The sequence below is a fragment of the Pedobacter steynii genome, from assembly GCF_001721645.1.
GTDB classification, from domain to species: Bacteria; Bacteroidota; Bacteroidia; order Sphingobacteriales; family Sphingobacteriaceae; genus Pedobacter; species Pedobacter steynii_A.
In genome coordinates this window covers 4,979,507-4,999,226 of record NZ_CP017141.1, presented here as the reverse complement: position 1 = coordinate 4,999,226, position 19,720 = coordinate 4,979,507, and the positions used below count along the sequence as shown (strand labels likewise).

The window sequence follows — 19,720 nt, the reverse complement described above, 5'->3', positions numbered from 1 at the left end:
TTTTGCTCCCAAATGAATTCTTATTGACCGTTTCACTGATCATTTCTGTCATTGTAAAAGTCTGTGATAAATTTATCAACCAAATTGTCAGGTTCTATTAATGACTTGCCACGCTCTGCTGTCATTGGTGTATTGATCAATGCGGGAATGATTTCAAAAACTTTGACCTGTGTATCTGCTAACTGATACTTGAGCGACTTGGTAAAACTGCGAATTCCAGCTTTTGTAGCACAATAAACGGCAGCAGATTTCTGTGGTATTATAAACTCATCACTACTGACATTTACAATCGCACTGTTTTTATTCTTTAGCAATGTTGGCAACAGTAATGCGGTAAGTTTTAATGGTACAATAAGGTTTAAAGAAATTTCATGGTCGGCTTTACGAAGAAAGTCTGGCTCGTCCATTACATCATAGTTGTACTGAACAGCAGCACTGTTAATCAATATATTTGTTTCAGGATATTCCTGCTCAATAAAAAGGACCAGTTCATTTATTGAATTTTGTTCGGTCAGGTCTCCTGCAAGTACGATCAATTCAGGAAAATCTTTTTTTATCCCTTCAAGTTTTCCAAATTCCTCTCCTGTAATGATAACTTTGTTTTTCAATAAGAGGAAACGTTTTGCCAGAGCCAGACCGATCCCATCAGAACCGCCTGTAATCAGTATGGTGTTGTTTGTAATTCTCATTTTATTGTGCAAATATGGAGAAGGGACTGATGAATTCCATTTACATAGGTAAAGAAATCACTTGCTGAGAATTTTTCTTCTGATACGGCTGAGCTGGGTAGGACTTACACCGAGATAGGAAGCAATATGATATTGTGGAATTTGCTGTTCTAATAATGGAAAGTCCTTTTGGAAAATATGATACCGTTTTTCTGCATCCAATAGGACGAGCTCTATTTCCCGTTTTTCTTTTTGTATAAAAAGCTGTTCTGCTACCACACTTGCCATTCGCTCGATGTCGGGAAATGTGTGATAGAGATCTTGTATATCTTTAAAGTTAGCCACGAATAGATTACAGTCGGTAAGTGCCTGTTGATTGATCAGACTTGATTTTTTGGAGATCAATGAGGCATATCCACCAATAAAACAATAGGGTAGAAAAAAATGTTTATTATATTCAACACCCTCATTATTTCTATAAAATACTCTAAGGACACCTGTTTGGAGAAAGCCAATCTCATTTGCTATCTGACCCTCCTTGATATAATAATCACCCTTTTTCAAAATTTTTGGACTGAACAATCTGGAAAACCTATTCCAGCTTTCAGTTGAAATAGGAGAAAGCTCTTTTAAAAAAGATTTAAAATTATCCATTAATCTGTCTGGGGAAGCATCTGTCTTTTGCATACTGTTATAAAAACACAAATTGGAATATCCAAGATTATCTTTCAAACCTATTTCAAAACTCCATTCATTATATTTCCTTGCTTTTACGTGGTGCAAATATACAAATGATTAGTTAATGCAGATTTAGATTACGGCTACCCCGCTTTCAAAGTCATACGCGACAACAATCCCCTTGCCGTCCTCGGAGCAGATGCCGATCACCGCTGGAAGCTACTCGACGGTGATATGGAACAGGTAGATGCAATAGGCGCGGCAATTAATGGCCACTATACCTAGTGAAATTCATTAACTGCTCCAGTTTTTGTAATTATCATTATTCTGGTCAAATTGCTCTTCCACTTCCGCCTACTACTTTAATCCCATCACCGAATTTTTTCCAAAATCTGATATAACGATAGTTACCTTCAAATGGTACGTCATTAAACTTTCCCTTCAATTTCATAGTCAATGTGATCACCGCTAGATCATCGATAATATTTAGGTTTTCAATTTCCGGTAGAAGTTCGTCCACCTTTAATGCTCCATCGCGATAAGTATCCAGATCATTCTCCTTGGTTATGGTTTCCCCGCTTGGAAGAATAAACAACAGGTCATCATGCAGCAACTGGTCAAGAGCGGTGATATTCCCATCTTTGATTGCGTTGTAAAGTTTATTTTCCTGTTCCAGGATGTTGTTTTCTGTTAGTTTATTATCCATAATAAATCTATTTATACGACTATGGATCGCCATAGCGGGACAAATTTATATTATAAACAGTTTAATTAGATATATAAGTGTAAGAAAAACGATAATTGATCACATCTTGCCAAAATCAAACATTATAGAACTTAGACCTGTCAGCCAGTTATCAATCGATATAATCGTTTCCATGAAGCCTTTTTCTTGCCGCTATTGAGTAATAACAAAATATAAGGCCTCCCATATCCACACCTTTCTTTTCGCTCCTGTCTTCAATCCAGTAACTAATATCATCAAGGCTCGAATCTTCTTTAAAGTCTTTCAAGAGTTCTTCCGGTCTTAATTCTACATTTGATGAAAGGACAAGAATCCCACTCTCCTCAAGGTATTTTATTTTTTCGACGATTTCATCACCTACAAAACAAGTAAAATAAGTTTTGTCGTAGCTTCTGGCCACAAGTGCGGATCTGGCTCCTTTTGTTTGCAACTCCAGCCAGGCATCCGTCCCCATAATATACCCCAATGTATCTCCTGCATCCATGGCATAATCTTGCAATTCTGCAAGTTCATCATTGAAAATTGCAACGATAAGGTTTTCTCCTAAAGCGATGCAAAAAGGTTCTTTTCTTTCCATAATTATAAAATATTGCTGAGTAAATACTCCTCACTACCGCCATGTTTTTGACTTGAGTTAGAATATATGGACGAAATCTTTATCATATAAAATAAACGCTTTAGTCAATTTTCCAATGAAACCACCATAAGCATACCGCTTACAAACAGCGATGAACATGCTGATGATAGCTTCATAACCGACAAAAAAAGTAAATAGATTTAAATCATAAAATTAGCTATTTAATAGACCAATACGACTGTCTTCAAGATGCATGCCATAGCCAACTAAAAATAGTGGTATGGATACAGCTCCATAAAAGTGCTGCTTATACAGGTCATTGACTGTTTAAAAACATGCTCGACAGTCTCGGCCTCCACCTCCTCTTCATACAGCTTAGTTTCCAGTTCCCGGAGCATGAAAGCGGCCGGTACGAACTCACTAAAGCCAATGCTAAAATCACGGAAAGAGAGCACACTTTCGTACTCACCTAAATCATGATCGTAGAAAAGGACATTGTTCGTATTGCACTCCACAAACCAGCCGTCACCCTGACCGGAAGTGCCAATCATCCATACCTGGTCAGCCAATTGAGGATAGTTCGCCGCCAGATAATTGTTTTCCCGCAATACTTCCTCATAGCCCAGTAGCCCGATATCGGGAATAATCTCCAGGCCTTCATAGTTCAGGATGTAATCAAGATAGAAAGGATCATTTAACCCGATCTTGTCGGCGTTTTTCACAGGTGACTTTCTGGATGAAAACTCACTGAACAGTTGCTGAAAGCTTCTTTGCTCGAACATAAGGAAACGGAAAAGTAGTTGGCACAAGTTATGAATTTCTTCCTTAAATATAACCGGCTGACACGGCTGGTCTTGCGGGCATATTATAGAATAAACAAATAATGGCTAAATTGCCGACGATGTCTCCTGTTTCATGATGAACCATACGGGCATCAACATCCAATGAATTTAGAATCTCTTACCGGAACGAATAACAGACATAACCCTATTAAAATGATAAAACAATATCGATTGTTACTTTTAGCGCTTTTGCTGATTGGTTGTAAAAAGGAGCCAGCTATAGAACTGGAAGATTTTAACCTGGACAGCAAGTTATCGACGTTTGTATCAGCCAAAAACAAGCACAAAACTTATACTAATTATTACCAAATAAAATCTGAAATAATTGGTGCGGACACCGTTTCAGATGGCGAATTTATAGGAAGTGAGCAGTCCGTAAGAATTGACTATAAACAGCAAACATTTTCCTACAAAGATGTTATTGCAAGATTCGGTGATTTTGAATTTAATGCAATTAATTTTGCCACAACTGTAACCGGGAAATTAATGGTTTTCAACGCGGTTGCAGGGAAGATTTCTTTGAAAGAGACTCAAAGCTTTGTACAGCTATTGAATGACAAATATGGGCAGGCAGCTAAAACCAAGGGAGAATTCATTAAACCATTTGATATTTATACCTGGCAATTAAAAGACAGGATCATTAAATATTGTGTGGTAAGTGAAAATGATAGCAATGCTTTGAAAGTTGGTACTGATAAGGACCAACAGATCATAAAAGAGCGAAAGAAAGAACCTTATCTAAAAGCATTTATATATATTATCAAGAAGGAATATGCAGACCAGGTCATTGGTGAAATGAGTAGCGGCGACCTACTGTATTGCGATTAAAAGTCCGGTAGTATTATGGGAAGCGAGATGATCGTTTCCAGCATATCCTGCCTTCAAAGTCAGAAATTCCATCAGACGCTGTTCCAGCAACGCTGTATTGTAAGTGCCACCTATAGTGTGGTCAGTGAGTTCCAGGCTATTATCGCCTACCCTAATCGTGTAGGCATTACCGTCAATAACTTCAGGGAAGCTGATATTCACAATATCAGCTACGTGGACAAATTCCACAGCCAGGTTGCTACCGAGCTGTTCATTCACATAAGCAGGAAATTCCGTTTTTAAAAGGTCAAATAAACTTTCAGGGCTTAAAGGTTGTACGTTATCAATCGCTATCATAGGTTTTCCTATTAGCTTCCAATAATGGTGCCCCAAAATCATAAACCATCAATTAGCCATCACGAGCAGGTAATGGCAAACGGCTTTCAAAACAGTGTACGATTTGGACTAACTATTTCAGTTGGCAGATGTTTACCCTATAAACCATAACAGGCCATGCAGCAAGAAGAAGAAATATTTAACATATCAGTAGCGATCAACACCGGGCTTGAACCCTTAACATTCACGATCACCACATACTATCCGGCCGCTAATCCAAAACACGAGCGGAATTACCGCGTGACCCGTGACAACGAAGCCTTGGGCATCCTTCATCAAGATGCAGACAGTCGCTGGCACCTAGTGGAGGGCAATCTGGAGCAGGAAGAAATTCAGTCCATCGGACAGGCGATTGACGCACATTACACCTAAGCAGTCCTGACATGCAAACCAGTCCTTACCGCTTCCTTACTAAAAAGCTTAATAATTGAAGATTTCAGATAAATCAAATCTATAATCTCTACATTCCGCCTGAGGCGCCTCCCTTCTGAAAACCTTAGAAATCGCGCAAGCCTTTAGTTGAGAAATCAGAATCCACAGGTATGAAAAGCTCCTTTTGTATCTATAACAGTCAACGGCTTCCGCATCATGATGTCAGTCTGCTCATCATCTCCCATCTTAAAAACATGCGTATCAAAAGCTACAAAACCATTTTTCTCATAAAATCGGATTGCACTGTGATTCTTCTCCCAAACGTCAGCTCAATACTTAATTTATCCAGGCTGAAATTTACAGCCAGATAATGCGGTATGTCAGCCTCCATATTGTTTTCGGAAAAAGTATCAAAAAAGTCGTTCTCCCGAGATCCTGCAAAGTTTTCAACTCCCCAAAATTTGCCTTTTCTATCCTGATCATAATGTACTATTGAATTCCAGGGCAAAAACACACACCCATAGAGAGATCAAAAAACTAAACTCCATACGGCTCATTCTTAATCACACGCAAAAAAAGGCAAAAAAAAACACCTGCTAAAAGCAGGTGATTCATCAATTATGAAGGAAATCTAATTAGCTGATTTTAACATTAATTGCGTTCAAGCCTTTTTTACCTTGCTCGATGTCATAGCTTACTGAATCATTCTCACGAATGTTGTCCATTAAACCAGAAGAATGAACAAAGATTTCGCTATCACCATTCGCTGGCACGATAAATCCAAAACCTTTTGTCTCATTGAAAAATTTTACTGTTCCTTGTTGCATTGTATTATATATTAATTATATCCAAAGATACTAAAATATTTGAGATATAAAATTTTATTTCAAAATAAAAAAAAAATTAGAATTATATTTTACGCAACAATTATAGATCAAAATATTTTTTTTTGAATTCAACTTCATAACTAAATTTCAAGATTCAGATACTTGATGACCTCTTTGCTGATCAGCCGTACGTTCACTGAAAGCTGATCATAACTGCAATTCCGCAGCCCTTGAGGAAATGGAACACCATCCTCCCGCTTGAACAAACCTATAGTGATTACCAAATCAGCCGAAACGTGCTGCTCAGCCTGACAGCCTGCAACTAAAACCCATCTGTAGCTGGATGGTTTTCCCCTCGCGTTTTAGTGCATTCAGCTGATACCCCTCTAAAGTTTACTTAAGCTCCTTTTCCGCCACATTTAACTTTTTAGCCACCTGCACCTCCAGGCGCTCCAGGTTTTATGCTTGAACCGTTTTTCCAGGTTGGCGGCGAAGACTTCAAGATCAGGTAATTCCGGCATATGTAGGCGTATTAAAATTAAGGACTTAATCAGAACAATATTGAAAAGATAAAGTTTCAGAGTTTGTGAAAGCTATTCATTTGGGTAGCTTTATAAGTTCTTCTCAAGACGCCATAAATGAATTGACAATTAAAAAAACGCCGATTACAATAAGTGCAAAATAAACATAGCTAAAAAAGTCCTCCTTAATGGTATGGTTCAAATATCGCCCAAAAAATATTGCTGGAATGACAGCAGGCAGAGAAATCACAAAATACTTGAGCACTTGAATTGTAATCAATCCATTTGCAAAATATCCAACAGCACCAATAAAACTTGCAGGTAAGAAATAAGCCTGAAGGGTTGCCCTGAACTGCTTAGCGCTCCAATTCATCATATTGCCGTAAACCACTAGTGGCGGTCCATTTACCCCATAGGCACCCCCGAATACACCCGACAAAAAACCGCAAATGAAAAGCCATAACTTGCTATCTGTCTTTAGATGCTGCGTATTTTTCCCAAAAATTGAATAAAGCGCATGAGTGATGATCAGCAGTCCTAAAGCAATCTTAACCCAGAACTCATTGCAATAGATCAAAATAACCAAACCAATTGGTATACCCAGAACTGCAAAAAAGATCAACCATTTGGCACTATTGAAATGTATCTGGCGATGATCCTGGACAACCACGACCAGCGCAACCAAAATTGAAATCAAAACTGAAAGCGGGACAGCGATATTCAGCGGAATAAACAAAATAAACAAGGGAACAGCAACCAAAGATTCACCAAAACCAAACGTTGAACGTACGAGCGTAGCCATAAAACTCACTACAAAGACATAAATATAAATAAACTCCATAAGTCTTTAATATAACGATTCAGGATGAGAAAACCTAGCCTTAAAGACAAATAAAACGGCTTTTTAAGTGCTAAATTAAACATTTACATCTCACATTACTTCCCCAAAACCAACCGTGGTGCAGTCCAGTCGTAGCAACAGGCGACCATTCATAATCCTCATAATTTTCAAGAATCGGATGCTTAATTTTCTCTTGATTATAAGCCGCCATCGGCAATTAAAAATCTGGCACAATTGATGCACATCCGAAACGGGATAATTTCACATTTTATTAGCATATGAACAGACAGATCGACTTTGACTGCCACGAATTTCTCGACAACACCAACTTGGCCATCCTGGAGATTTCTCTTCCGGAGGAGGATGGCATTGAGCGCAGCTATGAATGGCTGCTCATAGGCAAGGAAAGTCTTCACATCAAAAGAATGCTGCTGAAAACCAGGGACAGCTCCTCATCAGTCCAGGAGCGATTTTTCAACCTGGGATTTCTCAAATACAATAGCCAGTCCGGGGTTTTTATTGAAGCAACGGCAAAAGACCTGCATCACCTGGAGCACAAAGGATGCGACGATATACCAAAGGAATACCTTTCTGCCGTCAACGCTTATCTGATTGAAAACTTAGTGGTATAAGAATAATCTTAAAATCACGGCTTCTTTCAGCCTGTTTTGCAGCAATTTGTTAATATCCCAAATGTCTAAGCAACGCAAATCTTCTTACCTGGAAAACCTGGAGGCTTACCATGTTCAAGACACCTGACATTGGAAAAGAGAGCAGCGAAACGATCTACACCAAACTCAAAAATGATTGGAAAAGGAACTACGGCTAATTTACCTCAGCAGGTTAAACAAAGAAAGCACCTCAATTAGGCAGATTCTGTCTAATTTTATGTAAAAGGCCAAACAGATCAAACGGTTTGGCAATAAAATCTTCTGCTTCACAATTCTTTGCAGCATCTGCATTTTCTTGTGCAGACATGATTAAAATGGGTAAACGTTTACTGCGGGGATCTTTTTTGATTTGATGACAGAGATCTATGCCATTTCCGTCCGGCAACATTACATCCAGCAAGAACAGATCAGGCAATTCCTGTTTTACGGCTTTTTTAAATTCTTTTGCCGTCGGCAATAATTTGACTTCAAAGCCTTCTTCGTTCAGAAATAACTCAAGAACAAATCCAATGTCGTAATTGTCTTCAACTACATAAATGCGTGGTTTCGGGGTATTCATAGTTTTCGCAAGGTTGATGTTACAGTTATAACCATTGGGAGCCCTAATAGTTTGATTGCAGACTGGAAGTGTGTGTTTCTTATAATTAAAAAACAGATTCCTTGCTTTTCAGGAAACGTGTCTGGACATCCATAAACACATCATCTAAAGTCAATAAGAAATAGGCTTGTCCTACAGAACCTGGATAGAAAATGTGAAAGCAGAACCTTTGTCTATAGCGCTTTTCACCCTAATAGTTGCATCATGATAGCGCAAGATCTCAGACACCAGATACAGGCCGATGCCAAAACCAGATATATTCCTGATCCGGTCATCTTCAACCCGGTAAAACCGCTCGAACAGTTTTTCCTGATTTTCTTTACTGATCCCGACGCCATGGTCGATAACAGATACCTGCACTTTTTCACCTATAAGCTCACACCTGATGAGGATGTCACTGCCCTCTGGCGAGTATTTGATCGCATTGCTGATGAGGTTAGTAAAGACCTGTCCGATTTTTCCGCGGTCCGCATAAAGCTTTACTCCGGGACAAGCATCGAACTGTATTGGATGACTGGTGTAAACGACCTGCATCTCAGAGACGACTTCCCGGAGAAGAGGCTCCAGTTCAAACTCCGTTTTTGAAAGCCGGATTTTGGCATCCTCAAGCCTGGCGATATCCAGGAAATCGTTGATCATCTGAGTCATCCGTTTGACCTGGACCTCGGTTCTGGCAAGTATCTGAATACCAAAATCATCCCCATTCTTTTTGGCTTTTGCATGCAGCATTTGTATATAAGAGAGAATAGAGGTAATAGGTGTTTTGAGCTCGTGGCTAACCATGGCTACAAAGTCGTTTTTCCGCTGTTCGTCCAGCTTTCGTTCAGTGATGTCCCTGATGATTTTAGATATTCCAATAATATTTCCAGTGGCATCGATGATCGGCGACAAGGTCATCGATACATCCAGGACCTGATTACTTTTGGTTTTACGTTTAGTTTCAAAGTGGGCTATACGCTCTCCCCGCTCCAGGCGCGCATACATCTCCTTTTCATGCTCCATCACTTCCCCGGGGACCAGCAGCAGACTGGATTTGCCAATCATTTCTTCAGCAGTATAGCCAAATAGCTGCTCTGCGGTCCTGTTCCAACTGGTAATGGTATTGTCCAGTTTCTTACTGATGATGGCATCAAAGGACGAGTCGACAATGTCAGTAGCCATTCGAAGCCGGGCCTCGCTTTCTTCAAGCTGCCGGATCAATTCGTTCTTTCGCTCCTGTTCCAAAACGATCTGGGTAATGTCCCTGGTAAAGCAACGTGTATGTACAAATTTACCATCGGTTCTGCGCACGTTAGAGCTGATCAGCACGTGCTTGATACTGCCATCTTTACATTTAAGCCTGGCCTGGTAATTATTTAATGTTTCATTGTTCGTTAAGCGGTTCAGGATCTCGCCAATCGCATCTTCGTCAGCATGAAAGGTAGCTATCGGCGCTCCGATATATTCCTCACGCGTATATCCCAACGCGTCCAGCTCCGCCTGGTTCGCCCAGATGACCTTTCCATGCTTATCGACCCAATGCAAAGGAACAGCAGCATTTTCTATAAAGTCGGTAAGTTCCTCGTTGCGAAGTTCCAACTCCTTGATCCGAATCTGATCCTGAGCCATGGTATCACGCAGTTGCTGAATATCTTTCGTCTCGTACATGCTGGTTATTTTAACAAAAATACTAAATATAAAATCAATTTAGATTGAATGAAAATGGCCTGACAATCCCCATAAAGGTTTCCGGACCAGTCTGATCAGCACTGCAAATATAATCAAGTAAGGCAGCGCCGAGGGTGGTGAAATATTATTTCTATGTTTAGTCCCCACAATGCGAACAGATGTAAGCGTCGGATTTGACGATCAGCCTGATGTCAGGGAAGCGAAAAAGCAAATTAAGGTTCCGATGCGGATTCACCTTAATGGACCTACGCTTAAGGAAGATCATCTGGCTAAAGAACAACAAATAATAAGGACCATGCCGGTTATCCCACTGGCAGAGATTCCGGTGCTATTTAAACAAAAAAAAGACGGGGAACAGATCATATTGACCATTCCCCGTCATCTAAATTAATGCTCGCGTATATTATACCTCAGCATTTTGGCTTTATTGCGCTTGAAGCTAACTTTTCCTGCCGCTTTATTTACCGTATTAAAATCTATTTTTACGCCTAATGTTTTAAAGCCTAAATGTTCTGCCGCATTACTAATGCCCCAGTAAACCACTTCCTTCTCTCGTCGTTTCAGATAGTGTTCTGATTTGCTGTAAACTAATATTTTTTTGATAGTCCTTTGCAATAATACGCAAGCAACTTGGACCACAGTCTTTGGCATCAGGTTGTTTAAAGAAAGGGAAATTTTTAGACTTCTTCATTTTTTGTTATGTGCTGTACGTTCTAATTGCGATGTGTAAGTAATGCATCCATCATAAAGATTATCAGTTACTTATCTATTTTTAGTCCTGTTTAATGTCATTTGCTGATTTGGATTTTAAATTATTATAGATTTTTAAAAAGCCCCATCACTGTGGGGCTTTTTTATTCATGAAACTACGTTATTTAGGAAAATTAAATCAACTATAGTTCGATGAGCTCAATCTTCACCGCTAATAAAATTTAAGTCTGCAAGCTTTTCGTTTTTTAAAAAGAAAAGCTCTTCATGCCACCTATTTTTTATTACATTGAATTGATTATTAGCAATATTCATTCTTACAATCGCTAAATCTAGCACACCATTTACCATTATGATAGTAATCGACCAATTGACACCCGTTTTCGTCTCGAAGGTTAGATACGATATACTTAGGGCCCCCAGCTAAACCACCTAATATAGCTTTAGAACTTTCTAAAGTTAGCTTCTTGTTTTCCAATGAAGACAAGCTTTTTTGCATCCCTTTTAAATTTATCATTTTGTTAAGTTTTAATATTTGATTGATAAGCGCCAACTTACCCTGGCGTTTGGGTTTTGGTTAAATTGCTATTTATAAAAAATCAGTTGTACGTCTACAAAAAATATTAATATAAATTGCTAACTACCACGGTATAAATTTAATTTGCTAGCACTACCGCCATAATTATTTTAAAGTTGGGCATAAGCGCCTGGCAATGCAAGGCTCTTTTTATATTTGTAAGGTTTCAATAAATATTCGTAAGGCTTCCAACAAATGCACTTGTACAAACTAATTCGATTGACTCCATTGCGACAATTTTAAAGCATAAGAAAATGAACTATAAGGCAGCGGATAATAATCTAAAAGCAGACTGTGCCTGTTTTTAGTGATAGCTTTTTTGCGCAGAGTGACTTTAGACATAGCTTAAAGGTTTTGATTAAAAATGCCGTGGAGGTCGGATTTCAGCACATAGGTGTACCAGCCATCTTGGAATTTGGACAGGTTATTCCTTTTGATCAGGTCATACAGAGCCTTTTCAGAACAGTTGAATCTATCCTGTGCCTGCGCCATAGTATAACAATATCTTGGATGGGGGTTCTTTTTAGGCTTTTCTCTTATCGGGGCTTCAAATTCGGGTTGTTCAAATATTTTGCCGATTTCTATTCTTTTAATGATGATTTTTCTAGCACTGAACCTAACGGCTTTAATTTTACCACTTTGGAGAATGTTATGTACGGTTTTGGTGCAGAGCCCTAAAAGTTAAGCAGCTTGTTTAATGGTTAAGAATTCCAATAAAACCGGATGGTTTATGACTAAAGGTAGGTTTTCTTTAACCTGTGTATCGGACACTTTGATCTTTAAATCGCGGATCTTTTGTTTGGCATGTCTGCCATTGCATCTTGGGCTACAGAACCTCGTTACGGTGGTTTTCGCCCGAAACGGTTTTCCGCAGTGTTCACATATTCTTTGGATGTTGATGTTTGAACTCATTGTTTTCTTTTTTGTTCCTTCTCATTATCCCACTGGCACCTTTTTCTCGCTTAAATCATCGGTAGTTATCTCTCCTTTTTTTAGCCCTTTTTAGGGTAATTAAGGAGAATTAAGAGGAATTAGATGACATTAAGCGCAATGTTTTACCCTGTCTTTTTTGGGGGTAAAATTTTGTGCTCGAGGTATAAATGTGTGAAAAACTATGGCAATTATCCAAGAATTTAGACAAAAGAAATACACATAACTTATTAACAATAAGCTACTTACTATTCACTATTAAACATAATTATTCGTAATTACACAGGGCTACTTGCCAATACAGAAAGTAAGCAACACTGATTATCAGCAAGTTATGAAGATGAAGGTACAACCAGAGTCCAAAAATAACCATTTAAATAACTCTTGTAAAACACTGGTTATCAGCCATTTATAACAGTAAACATATAAAGCAGATCTCTTTTTTAAATTGATCTTTAATTACTTTGTGTTTATAATAGACAAATATACAAAATTTGAATTGAATCGTCACTTGTGATCCTTGATGTTTTCTTTAAAAAATTCATATTAACTTTCTCAAGCCAGACTTCCAGCTTTACAGCATGGCATCTCTATTCAAGCATTCTTTGCTCAACTCTACCAATGCAGTTCCCTATTCTACTTAGCAAAGGTAATTAAGCTGAACCTGGAGCTTAGAGTAATCCATAAGTTTTGCGGATGTTGTCAGCATGGGTATTTCGCCAAAAGTGGCCATTCGTTCCGCATTTAAACTGTGTGCAGTCCTGAATTTACTTGTCATGCTCTTACTTTAAAAATTTTCATTTATTAAACTACTTTAATTTTCAGCTGAGGACGAATCCCTAATTTTATGATATGAAAAATATGAAAGAAACAGTTGAGCGCTACACAAGCGCTTGGAACAAAAAGACAGCAGCAGAAGTGAAAGCTGCTTTTGCACAAATCTTCGCTGATGAAATCACTTACCAGGACAAGCAAACACCTTTGGTAAAAGGAATTGATGCATTTGTTGATTTGGTAATGTCTTCGCATGAGAAAGTGCCCGGCCGTACCTTTTCCTTATTGACTGAGCCGGAGTATTTCGATCATCATTGTTATTACTCGTGGTGCATCAATATTCCCGGCCATGGTGAATTTGCAGGCAGCGACTATGCAGAATATAATGAAGAAAATAAGATGACTAAGATTATAGGATTTGTTCCTACCTTGTAGGATGCCTGTTTTTGAACACATACTTGCAAACTTTGCCCTTCACGTTAATCTTGATGTTGCAGAAGAGGCGTACGTAACGTCTGTTCTGCAACATAAAACGTTAGAAAAGAATAAAATGCTGTTAGAAACCGGTGAGACATGCCGTAATCTTTATTTCATTGACAAAGGTTGCCTGCGTGTTTTTAACCGGGATAAGGACGGTTTGGAGCATAACGTTCTGTTTTGCCCCGAGAATTGGTGGGCGGCAGACATGACTAGCTTCTCGGGTCAGGTACCGGCCTATTATAGCATCGCCGCGCTGGAAACTACCGAACTATTTTATTTCAGTTATCAGTCTTTGGAGCAATTGTATATTGATGTGCCCAAACTGGAACGTTTTTTTCGGATACTGGCCCAAAACGGTTTCAGTTTATATCAGCGGCGCGTTAATTCAATCATCTCCAGATCCGCCGAAGAACGTTATATACAGTTTCAGCACCTTTACCCTAAACTGGAACAACGCATCGCCCAAAAACACATTGCCTCGTATCTGGGTATTACGCCAGTGTTTTTGAGCATGATCCGTAAGAGAAATGGATAGCGTTCGCGTTTAACTGAACTCTAAGGAATTCTCCGGCGGAGAATCGCCCGTCAACAACTTATCAGAATGGTTTAAAAAATTTAAAGAGGATAAGGCCATTCTAGAATCTTCTATTGACGGAATTCAGAAATCAATAATATTTACCAACGAGAACATAAGCGATACACTCAAAATAGTGAATTTTTTATTTTTGTATAAGTTATAAGCTTTTACCAAAATTACTTAATAAATTTTACTATTACATTTGCTGTACCAATTCAAAGCGTTTAGGTAGAAGATGTTTTCGAGTTCATCGGGTGCAAAGTTTTTTTCTAGTAACTGCAAATCTTTTATTGAAAAAGCCACCTTAGCACGGGTTGAAGGCAAATCTGTACCAAACATGAGAGCGGCCGGATTAATCCTATAGATTGTTTTCATGACGGGCAATGGATCAAAATTTATTCTGCCGAAACCTGTTGCTTTCACCTTCACCCCTTTTTCAACCCAGTAATACAAGTCGTCAAGCCCCTCTTTGGAAAGTCCTAAATGATCTATCGAAAACTTTGGAATATTGTGTAAGACTGACTTAAAATTACTTAAATCCTTGCTGTCGATGTAGAGTTCTGTATGCCAGCCGAATTTTTTAAATACAAAGTTCGAAAGTTTCTCGATATGGTCCATTTTCTCTGAACCGCCTCTTTTGACGTTAAAGCGAACAGCAACAACATTCGCTATCTGCAAGCGCTCTAACTCTTCCTGGTCAATATCTAAAGGAATATTTGCTACACCAAAAAAATTCTTACCCAACCTATCTAAAGCGTTAATTAAATATTTCTGATCAAACGCCTGAAACGATCCGGAAACAATCGCTCCCCCTGTTATCCCATACATAGCTGTGGCTTGCAGGTAATCATCGGTTGTATAGTCGGGCGGCAAGTAACCGTTATTTTCGACAAGCGGATATTTTGGATCAATAATGTGAAAATGAGAGTCAAATAGCTTCATAGTTAAAGTTGATAGTGATCAGTTTGTAGCTTTCTGTCTCCAATATTAAAAGCTAAAAGTAGCTAAAATTACCAATTCGATCAACAGCCACAGGAATTGCTTTGCAAAGAGGCCATCCAAAATAAATCCAAATATTCTCGCTATAATAATGCCTAAAGTCAGCGTAGACAATAATGCCCAAATCGTAAATTTCCAATCAGGCCATTGTTGGTGAAAAATCAGCTTGTGGCAATGGGAAAAGGAGATGATAGATACCATCCTTACCAATCCCATGAAGCAGATTAAAGCCATGGCCGTTTGTATGATCTGGGAGTATTAGGATTAAAGTTTATAAATTCAGGGCAATATACTTGCCTCAAGATATTGTTTTTCTCCTGAACTAGAAAAACCAGAAGCTCTACATCCCATGGTAACAAACCAATTTGAGAAAGAGTTATAGATTCAGTTCGTTTGCCAGTAACTTAAAACCAGAGAACTCTAAGGTTGTTGACTAATGCTTCTAGAAAAAATGACATTTTAAGAAATCGAACAAAAAAGGCGCCCCAGGAAACATCCTAGTGCGCCATTTAAATGCTTTGTTAAGAAAATTAGCTTATTTTGATTTAGCTCCCCCGTCAATCACTTCAGCAAGTTTCTTCTGCAATTCTTCTCCCCTGATATTCTTCGCGATGATTTTTCCAGTCGGATCAATCAGAAAGTTTGCAGGAATAGACTGAATGCCATATTGTTTGGCCACCACATTAGACCAACCTTTTAAGTCAGACACCTGAGTCCAGTTTAAGCCATCTTTTTCAATTGCCTGTAGCCATAAATCTTTTTTACCGGGATTGTCCAAAGATACACCCAGGACTGTGAAGTTTCGGGTTTTGTATTTATTATATGCATTTACCACATTTGGATTCTCCGCACGACAAGGTCCGCACCATGAGGCCCAGAAATCAAGCAATACATATTTGCCTTTAAAATCTGACAACTTAACAGGTTTATCGTTCACATCATTTTGAGTAAAATCCATTGCCATGACGCCAACTGTTGTTTTTTTAGCTGCGTTAAAAGTCTCTGCCAGCCCCAAACCTATTTTTGTCGCCTTTAGCGCAGGCGTAAGTCCGTTAAATGCTTTCTCAGCCTCTGCGGCCATGGACGGATCACCAGCAAGCTGACCCAAGGCTGATAAACTGATGTAAGATTTCGGATTGTTTTTAGCATAGTCCAGCAGAATAGGCGCTAGCCCCGCAGATGCCTTATCATAACGTGCCCTAATCGCTTCCATGGCAACTTTATCATTCTTCTGTTCATCTGTAAATTTCGTAAATTCTGCCTGAATCACAGCTAGCTGGTCCTCCACTGGTTTGCTCAGCGCTTTCAATTTTTTATCATCATCATTAATCACTGATCCCGTGATGACTCCATTTTTCAAAGAATCTGCTGCGATAAGTTTCATAGGGAGAGGCTCCAGGTATAAAGCAAGATAATCCAGTACTTCACCTTTTGCAGGGCGGTTTACAAAAGGATTTTTGTTTAAGAATAAATTAGCCATTGCCGGATCTTTTAGGGTTCCTTTAAATGAGAACACCCCCCCGTTTACCGTTGTGGAATCTGAAATATTCTTCTCATCTGCAGCATAAACCAGATATATTTTGTCTCCTGTTTTTAATCCCTTGACATTTCCGTCAATGCTGAATGGCTTCTGCGCCATAGTAGCAAATGGCAAGAACGCCATTGCTGTTAATAATGTTTTTTTCATTGTTTATGAGTTATTACGCGGTTATTTATTGAAATATAGCTTTTACTTTACACGGGCCAGAAATTACCTACTTACCATAAATTTCCTTTAATTTTTCATCCAAGCTGTTTTCATTCGCTCCAAGATATCTCGCAATGATTTTGCCTTCTTTGTCTAATAAAACCAGCGTTGGAAATCCGCTCAATCCGTAAGCATCCACAATATTAAACTGTGAGACACTTTCATCATCATTCATCACCTGTAACCATGGTAATCCCTCTTCTTCCAGAGCAGCTTTCCATCGCTTCTTTCCTGCCTCGGGCGTACCGCGCTCATGTGCAATTCCTACGATGGTAAAACCCTGATCTTTATACTTGCTATACACTTCTTTTAAATGAGGAAAACTTGCTCTGCAGGGTCCGCACCAACTGCCCCAAAAATCTAACAACACGTAATTCCCTTTTAAATCGGATAATGAAAGCCTTTTTCCATCAATGGTCGTTCTTGTAAAGTCGATAGCTTGTTGTCCGACATCAGTTCTTTTTGCACCTGCTAACCTGTCCCCCATTCTCTTCCCTCTTTCTGTATTTTTTAGTGAATCCGAAAGCAAGGGATATAGGGATGCCAGGCCAGATGGATTAGATATCCTGCTTTCCACCAAATCAAGACTTACATAAGAATCGTTAAATTCTCTTATGAAACCCTCTTCTATAGGGGACATTTTTTTCTTTAACTCGTGTAACTTGATATACCATTCAGAGATGGCTTGCTCACTCCTTGGTTCTTTAAGGGCTACTATTTGCCTGGTATTAGCCGCTACTTCATCTTCTATATGTTTAAGCCTGCTTTTCAGAATAAGGTATTCAGATTGTGTCTTACCACCTTTGATTAAAGCATTACTTAACTTCTTTCCGTTAACCTCAATCAGCCCTTTATCAAGAAAGAGCTCCTGATTGTCCCTAAAATCTGGTATTCCCTCTTTGGGAAAATTCAATTCCAGCGTAACTTTAATGGGCGCAGAAATGAGCCCTGACAGAATGAATTCTCCTTTTGAAATTGTCGTGGAATCGCGGATGTACTTACCATTAGCATAATAATACAGAAAGACTTTGGTCGCCTTATCCACATCTGTTAACTTTCCCCGAATGGTATATTTTTCTTGAGAAAATGCTGCAATCGCAATAAACAAGACCAGTAGTGTAGTGAAAAATTGTTTTTTCATTATATTTTTTTTTAAGTTTCGATTTAATAAACAAGCAAATGAATTCGCAAATGGTTCGGTTAGGGATAACGGTATTTCATATTTACAATCTCACCTAAACCCGCATATTTTTTATTGAAAGTGTTATTTTCTATATCACCCAATAAAGTTAAATTGAGAAAATAGACCTCTCCTTCACCCGCAACACCTGTGTTTACAGCTGCTACCAGCCGCTTATTGTGCATAGGATCTGCGGCAGACCTGACATTTCTGGTTCCTTCCCGCTTAAACATTTTGAGGTCTTTAATCTGGTAACCAAGTGGGAAGGTATAGACTAGTCGTGAAGAATTATTTATGATATCATATAAATAAATTTTGTTTTCAGCAGCATAGTACATATGACGATACAGAGTTGAGGTGGCATATGCAATTGATTTCTGAATATCAGGACTGTTCTCTATTTTTTGCGTAATACCTGCGAATGGACTTGTATTCGACCTCAGGGTATAAATGTAATATTCATTACTGTTGTCTTTCACTACGCATACATGTTCTCCTCCATTTAAATAATCGCCGCCAACCATGGTTTTACCCGTACTTTCGGCCAGGTTAAAGCCCAGTGGATTACTCGTTGCATTGAAACTATTTCCGGTAGTTGGGTTAATGGTTCTGGTACCATAAGTCACCAACATAAATTTCTTACTGTTATTGTCGTAAAAGTAGGTAGAGGAACCTGTGGTTTGAGGCATACCCAGCGGAAATAAAGCATAGTTTCCTTCAAAGCGCTCTGAATACGTGCCAAGATCCGCATAAAATTCACCAAACCCAATATTGTACCAATAAGGCCCTAATGTTCCATATATGTTACCATTGTTAATGATATACTGATCAGATTCTAATGGAGCTTGTATATAATAAGGGTTAGTACCAAAAGTCATATTTCTACCAAATAAATCCATGGTTGTTCTCAACAGTTTAAAGTTATTGGCATCAAACGCAAACACACCTTGATCTGAAAAGTAAAGAACTTCAGGCATATTCAACAAGGCGGCGTTGTAAATACCCTTAGCCTTGCCATAAGTTTTGCCATTAGCGGCTTCGGGCGCATTCAGGATCAATTGCTGATCAGCTTCTCTGATAAAGCTAACCATACCTTTTTCACCTTTATTACTGGCGATCATCCAACCTAAATTATAAAAACCATTTACAGCAAGTGTAAATTGTTTAATGGTTACCAGGCCCGTTTTGGTATCGGTTATGTAATAACGCAGATAATAGTTCCCTGACTTTACATTAATAGCTACATCTAAATCCTTTTTATCAGAGATTAAGGTATCTTTGACTTCAACGCCTGTTGCAGTAGAAGATAATTTCCATTCATATTTATACACGGTGCCTTCTGGTAAACTCTCCTTTACAGCCGGAGCAATTACCAATCTTTCGCTTTGCGTAACGGAATAGGCATCGGTGGCAGTTTGGATGCTTAATGTATTTAAAGTTTTTAACTCAAATATATTTTCATCTTTCACACAGCCGGCAAAACTCAACAATGCCAGCATATATATTGCGATTTTAAAAAAATTCCTGTTCATTGTCT

The 19,720-nt window shown here is 38.7% G+C and carries 24 protein-coding genes; 7 read left to right on the top strand and 17 right to left on the bottom strand.

Annotated elements, in window-relative coordinates; all coding sequences use genetic code 11:
- Positions 1 to 32: 32 nt before the first annotated feature.
- From BFS30_RS20710 to BFS30_RS20690, 5 genes are all read right to left on the bottom strand, one after another.
- The gene (locus tag BFS30_RS20710) at positions 33 to 689 is read right to left on the bottom strand and encodes an SDR family NAD(P)-dependent oxidoreductase (protein WP_069381040.1); all 657 of its coding nucleotides are present in this window, start codon (positions 687 to 689) and stop codon (positions 33 to 35) included.
- 57 nt (positions 690 to 746) lie between these two features.
- A complete protein-coding gene (locus tag BFS30_RS20705) occupies positions 747 to 1,355 on the bottom strand; it encodes a Crp/Fnr family transcriptional regulator (protein WP_208602996.1) in 609 nt (202 codons plus the stop codon).
- Positions 1,356 to 1,677: 322 nt separating this feature from the next.
- Positions 1,678 to 2,052 (bottom strand): nuclear transport factor 2 family protein, encoded by a 375-nt coding sequence (locus BFS30_RS20700; RefSeq protein WP_069381039.1) that lies wholly within the window; start codon positions 2,050 to 2,052, stop codon positions 1,678 to 1,680.
- A 151-nt stretch (positions 2,053 to 2,203) separates the two neighbouring features.
- Positions 2,204 to 2,668 carry a hypothetical protein gene (locus BFS30_RS20695; protein WP_069381038.1) on the bottom strand — a complete coding sequence of 155 codons (465 nt, stop codon included), beginning with the start codon at positions 2,666 to 2,668 and terminating at the stop codon, positions 2,204 to 2,206.
- A gap of 266 nt (positions 2,669 to 2,934) precedes the next feature.
- Positions 2,935 to 3,450 carry a hypothetical protein gene (locus tag BFS30_RS20690; RefSeq protein WP_069381037.1) on the bottom strand — a complete coding sequence of 172 codons (516 nt, stop codon included), beginning with the start codon at positions 3,448 to 3,450 and terminating at the stop codon, positions 2,935 to 2,937.
- A gap of 162 nt (positions 3,451 to 3,612) precedes the next feature.
- Here BFS30_RS20690 and BFS30_RS20685 point away from each other — a divergent pair, with 162 nt between their 5' ends.
- The gene (locus BFS30_RS20685; protein ID WP_069381036.1) at positions 3,613 to 4,338 is read left to right on the top strand and encodes a hypothetical protein; all 726 of its coding nucleotides are present in this window, start codon (positions 3,613 to 3,615) and stop codon (positions 4,336 to 4,338) included.
- Here BFS30_RS20685 and BFS30_RS20680 read toward each other — a convergent pair.
- Entirely contained in the window at positions 4,321 to 4,674 is a 354-nt protein-coding gene (locus BFS30_RS20680; RefSeq protein ID WP_208602995.1) for a hypothetical protein, read from the bottom strand. The genes BFS30_RS20685 and BFS30_RS20680 overlap by 18 nt on opposite strands.
- Positions 4,675 to 4,830: 156 nt before the next feature.
- On the opposite strand from BFS30_RS20680, the gene BFS30_RS20675 reads away from it, so the two are divergent.
- Positions 4,831 to 5,085: a hypothetical protein gene (locus BFS30_RS20675; protein WP_069381035.1), complete on the top strand. Its 255-nt coding sequence runs from the start codon at positions 4,831 to 4,833 to the stop codon at positions 5,083 to 5,085.
- Positions 5,086 to 5,720: 635 nt separating this feature from the next.
- Here BFS30_RS20675 and BFS30_RS20665 read toward each other — a convergent pair.
- Entirely contained in the window at positions 5,721 to 5,912 is a 192-nt protein-coding gene (locus BFS30_RS20665; RefSeq protein ID WP_048905418.1) for a cold-shock protein, read from the bottom strand.
- Positions 5,913 to 6,536: 624 nt separating this feature from the next.
- Positions 6,537 to 7,274, bottom strand: a complete 738-nt coding sequence (locus BFS30_RS20660; RefSeq protein WP_069381033.1) for a sulfite exporter TauE/SafE family protein — start codon at positions 7,272 to 7,274, stop codon at positions 6,537 to 6,539.
- Positions 7,275 to 7,552: 278 nt separating this feature from the next.
- On the opposite strand from BFS30_RS20660, the gene BFS30_RS20655 reads away from it, so the two are divergent.
- Positions 7,553 to 7,906 (top strand): hypothetical protein, encoded by a 354-nt coding sequence (locus tag BFS30_RS20655; protein WP_069381032.1) that lies wholly within the window; start codon positions 7,553 to 7,555, stop codon positions 7,904 to 7,906.
- 229 nt (positions 7,907 to 8,135) lie between these two features.
- Here BFS30_RS20655 and BFS30_RS20650 read toward each other — a convergent pair whose 3' ends face one another.
- A complete protein-coding gene (locus tag BFS30_RS20650) occupies positions 8,136 to 8,504 on the bottom strand; it encodes a response regulator (RefSeq protein ID WP_069381031.1) in 369 nt (122 codons plus the stop codon).
- Positions 8,505 to 8,675: 171 nt separating this feature from the next.
- Positions 8,676 to 10,190: a PAS domain S-box protein gene (locus BFS30_RS20645; RefSeq protein WP_069381030.1), complete on the bottom strand. Its 1,515-nt coding sequence runs from the start codon at positions 10,188 to 10,190 to the stop codon at positions 8,676 to 8,678.
- A 169-nt stretch (positions 10,191 to 10,359) separates the two neighbouring features.
- On the opposite strand from BFS30_RS20645, the gene BFS30_RS20640 reads away from it, so the two are divergent.
- Positions 10,360 to 10,602, top strand: a complete 243-nt coding sequence (locus BFS30_RS20640) for a hypothetical protein (RefSeq protein ID WP_069381029.1) — start codon at positions 10,360 to 10,362, stop codon at positions 10,600 to 10,602.
- Positions 10,603 to 10,734: 132 nt separating this feature from the next.
- Here the strand turns inward: BFS30_RS20640 and BFS30_RS28080 are convergent, their stop codons facing one another.
- Both BFS30_RS28080 and BFS30_RS27535 read right to left on the bottom strand, forming a co-directional pair.
- The gene (locus BFS30_RS28080; RefSeq protein ID WP_237028622.1) at positions 10,735 to 10,902 is read right to left on the bottom strand and encodes a cysteine peptidase family C39 domain-containing protein; all 168 of its coding nucleotides are present in this window, start codon (positions 10,900 to 10,902) and stop codon (positions 10,735 to 10,737) included.
- A gap of 318 nt (positions 10,903 to 11,220) precedes the next feature.
- The gene (locus tag BFS30_RS27535; protein ID WP_083252332.1) at positions 11,221 to 11,436 is read right to left on the bottom strand and encodes a TIGR04139 family peptide modification target; all 216 of its coding nucleotides are present in this window, start codon (positions 11,434 to 11,436) and stop codon (positions 11,221 to 11,223) included.
- A gap of 354 nt (positions 11,437 to 11,790) precedes the next feature.
- Between BFS30_RS27535 and BFS30_RS20630 the strand changes: the two genes are divergently transcribed.
- Positions 11,791 to 12,174 (top strand): hypothetical protein, encoded by a 384-nt coding sequence (locus BFS30_RS20630; protein WP_157262988.1) that lies wholly within the window; start codon positions 11,791 to 11,793, stop codon positions 12,172 to 12,174.
- A 3-nt stretch (positions 12,175 to 12,177) separates the two neighbouring features.
- Here BFS30_RS20630 and BFS30_RS27970 read toward each other — a convergent pair whose 3' ends face one another.
- Positions 12,178 to 12,408 (bottom strand): hypothetical protein, encoded by a 231-nt coding sequence (locus BFS30_RS27970; protein ID WP_167353176.1) that lies wholly within the window; start codon positions 12,406 to 12,408, stop codon positions 12,178 to 12,180.
- Between the two features lie 870 nt (positions 12,409 to 13,278).
- On the opposite strand from BFS30_RS27970, the gene BFS30_RS20625 reads away from it, so the two are divergent.
- Positions 13,279 to 13,635, top strand: coding sequence for a nuclear transport factor 2 family protein (locus BFS30_RS20625; protein ID WP_069381026.1), 357 nt, complete (start codon positions 13,279 to 13,281; stop codon positions 13,633 to 13,635).
- A gap of 1 nt (position 13,636) precedes the next feature.
- A complete protein-coding gene (locus BFS30_RS20620; protein ID WP_069381025.1) occupies positions 13,637 to 14,215 on the top strand; it encodes a Crp/Fnr family transcriptional regulator in 579 nt (192 codons plus the stop codon).
- A gap of 222 nt (positions 14,216 to 14,437) precedes the next feature.
- Here BFS30_RS20620 and BFS30_RS20615 read toward each other — a convergent pair whose 3' ends face one another.
- From BFS30_RS20615 to BFS30_RS20595, 4 genes are all read right to left on the bottom strand, one after another.
- Positions 14,438 to 15,199 (bottom strand): amidohydrolase family protein, encoded by a 762-nt coding sequence (locus tag BFS30_RS20615; RefSeq protein WP_069381024.1) that lies wholly within the window; start codon positions 15,197 to 15,199, stop codon positions 14,438 to 14,440.
- A gap of 592 nt (positions 15,200 to 15,791) precedes the next feature.
- Positions 15,792 to 16,943 carry a TlpA disulfide reductase family protein gene (locus BFS30_RS20605; protein ID WP_069381022.1) on the bottom strand — a complete coding sequence of 384 codons (1,152 nt, stop codon included), beginning with the start codon at positions 16,941 to 16,943 and terminating at the stop codon, positions 15,792 to 15,794.
- 67 nt (positions 16,944 to 17,010) lie between these two features.
- On the bottom strand, positions 17,011 to 18,144 hold the full coding sequence (locus tag BFS30_RS20600) for a TlpA disulfide reductase family protein (protein WP_069381021.1): 1,134 nt from the start codon (positions 18,142 to 18,144) through the stop codon (positions 17,011 to 17,013).
- A 59-nt stretch (positions 18,145 to 18,203) separates the two neighbouring features.
- Positions 18,204 to 19,715, bottom strand: coding sequence for a PKD-like family lipoprotein (locus tag BFS30_RS20595; RefSeq protein ID WP_069381020.1), 1,512 nt, complete (start codon positions 19,713 to 19,715; stop codon positions 18,204 to 18,206).
- Positions 19,716 to 19,720: the final 5 nt, after the last annotated feature.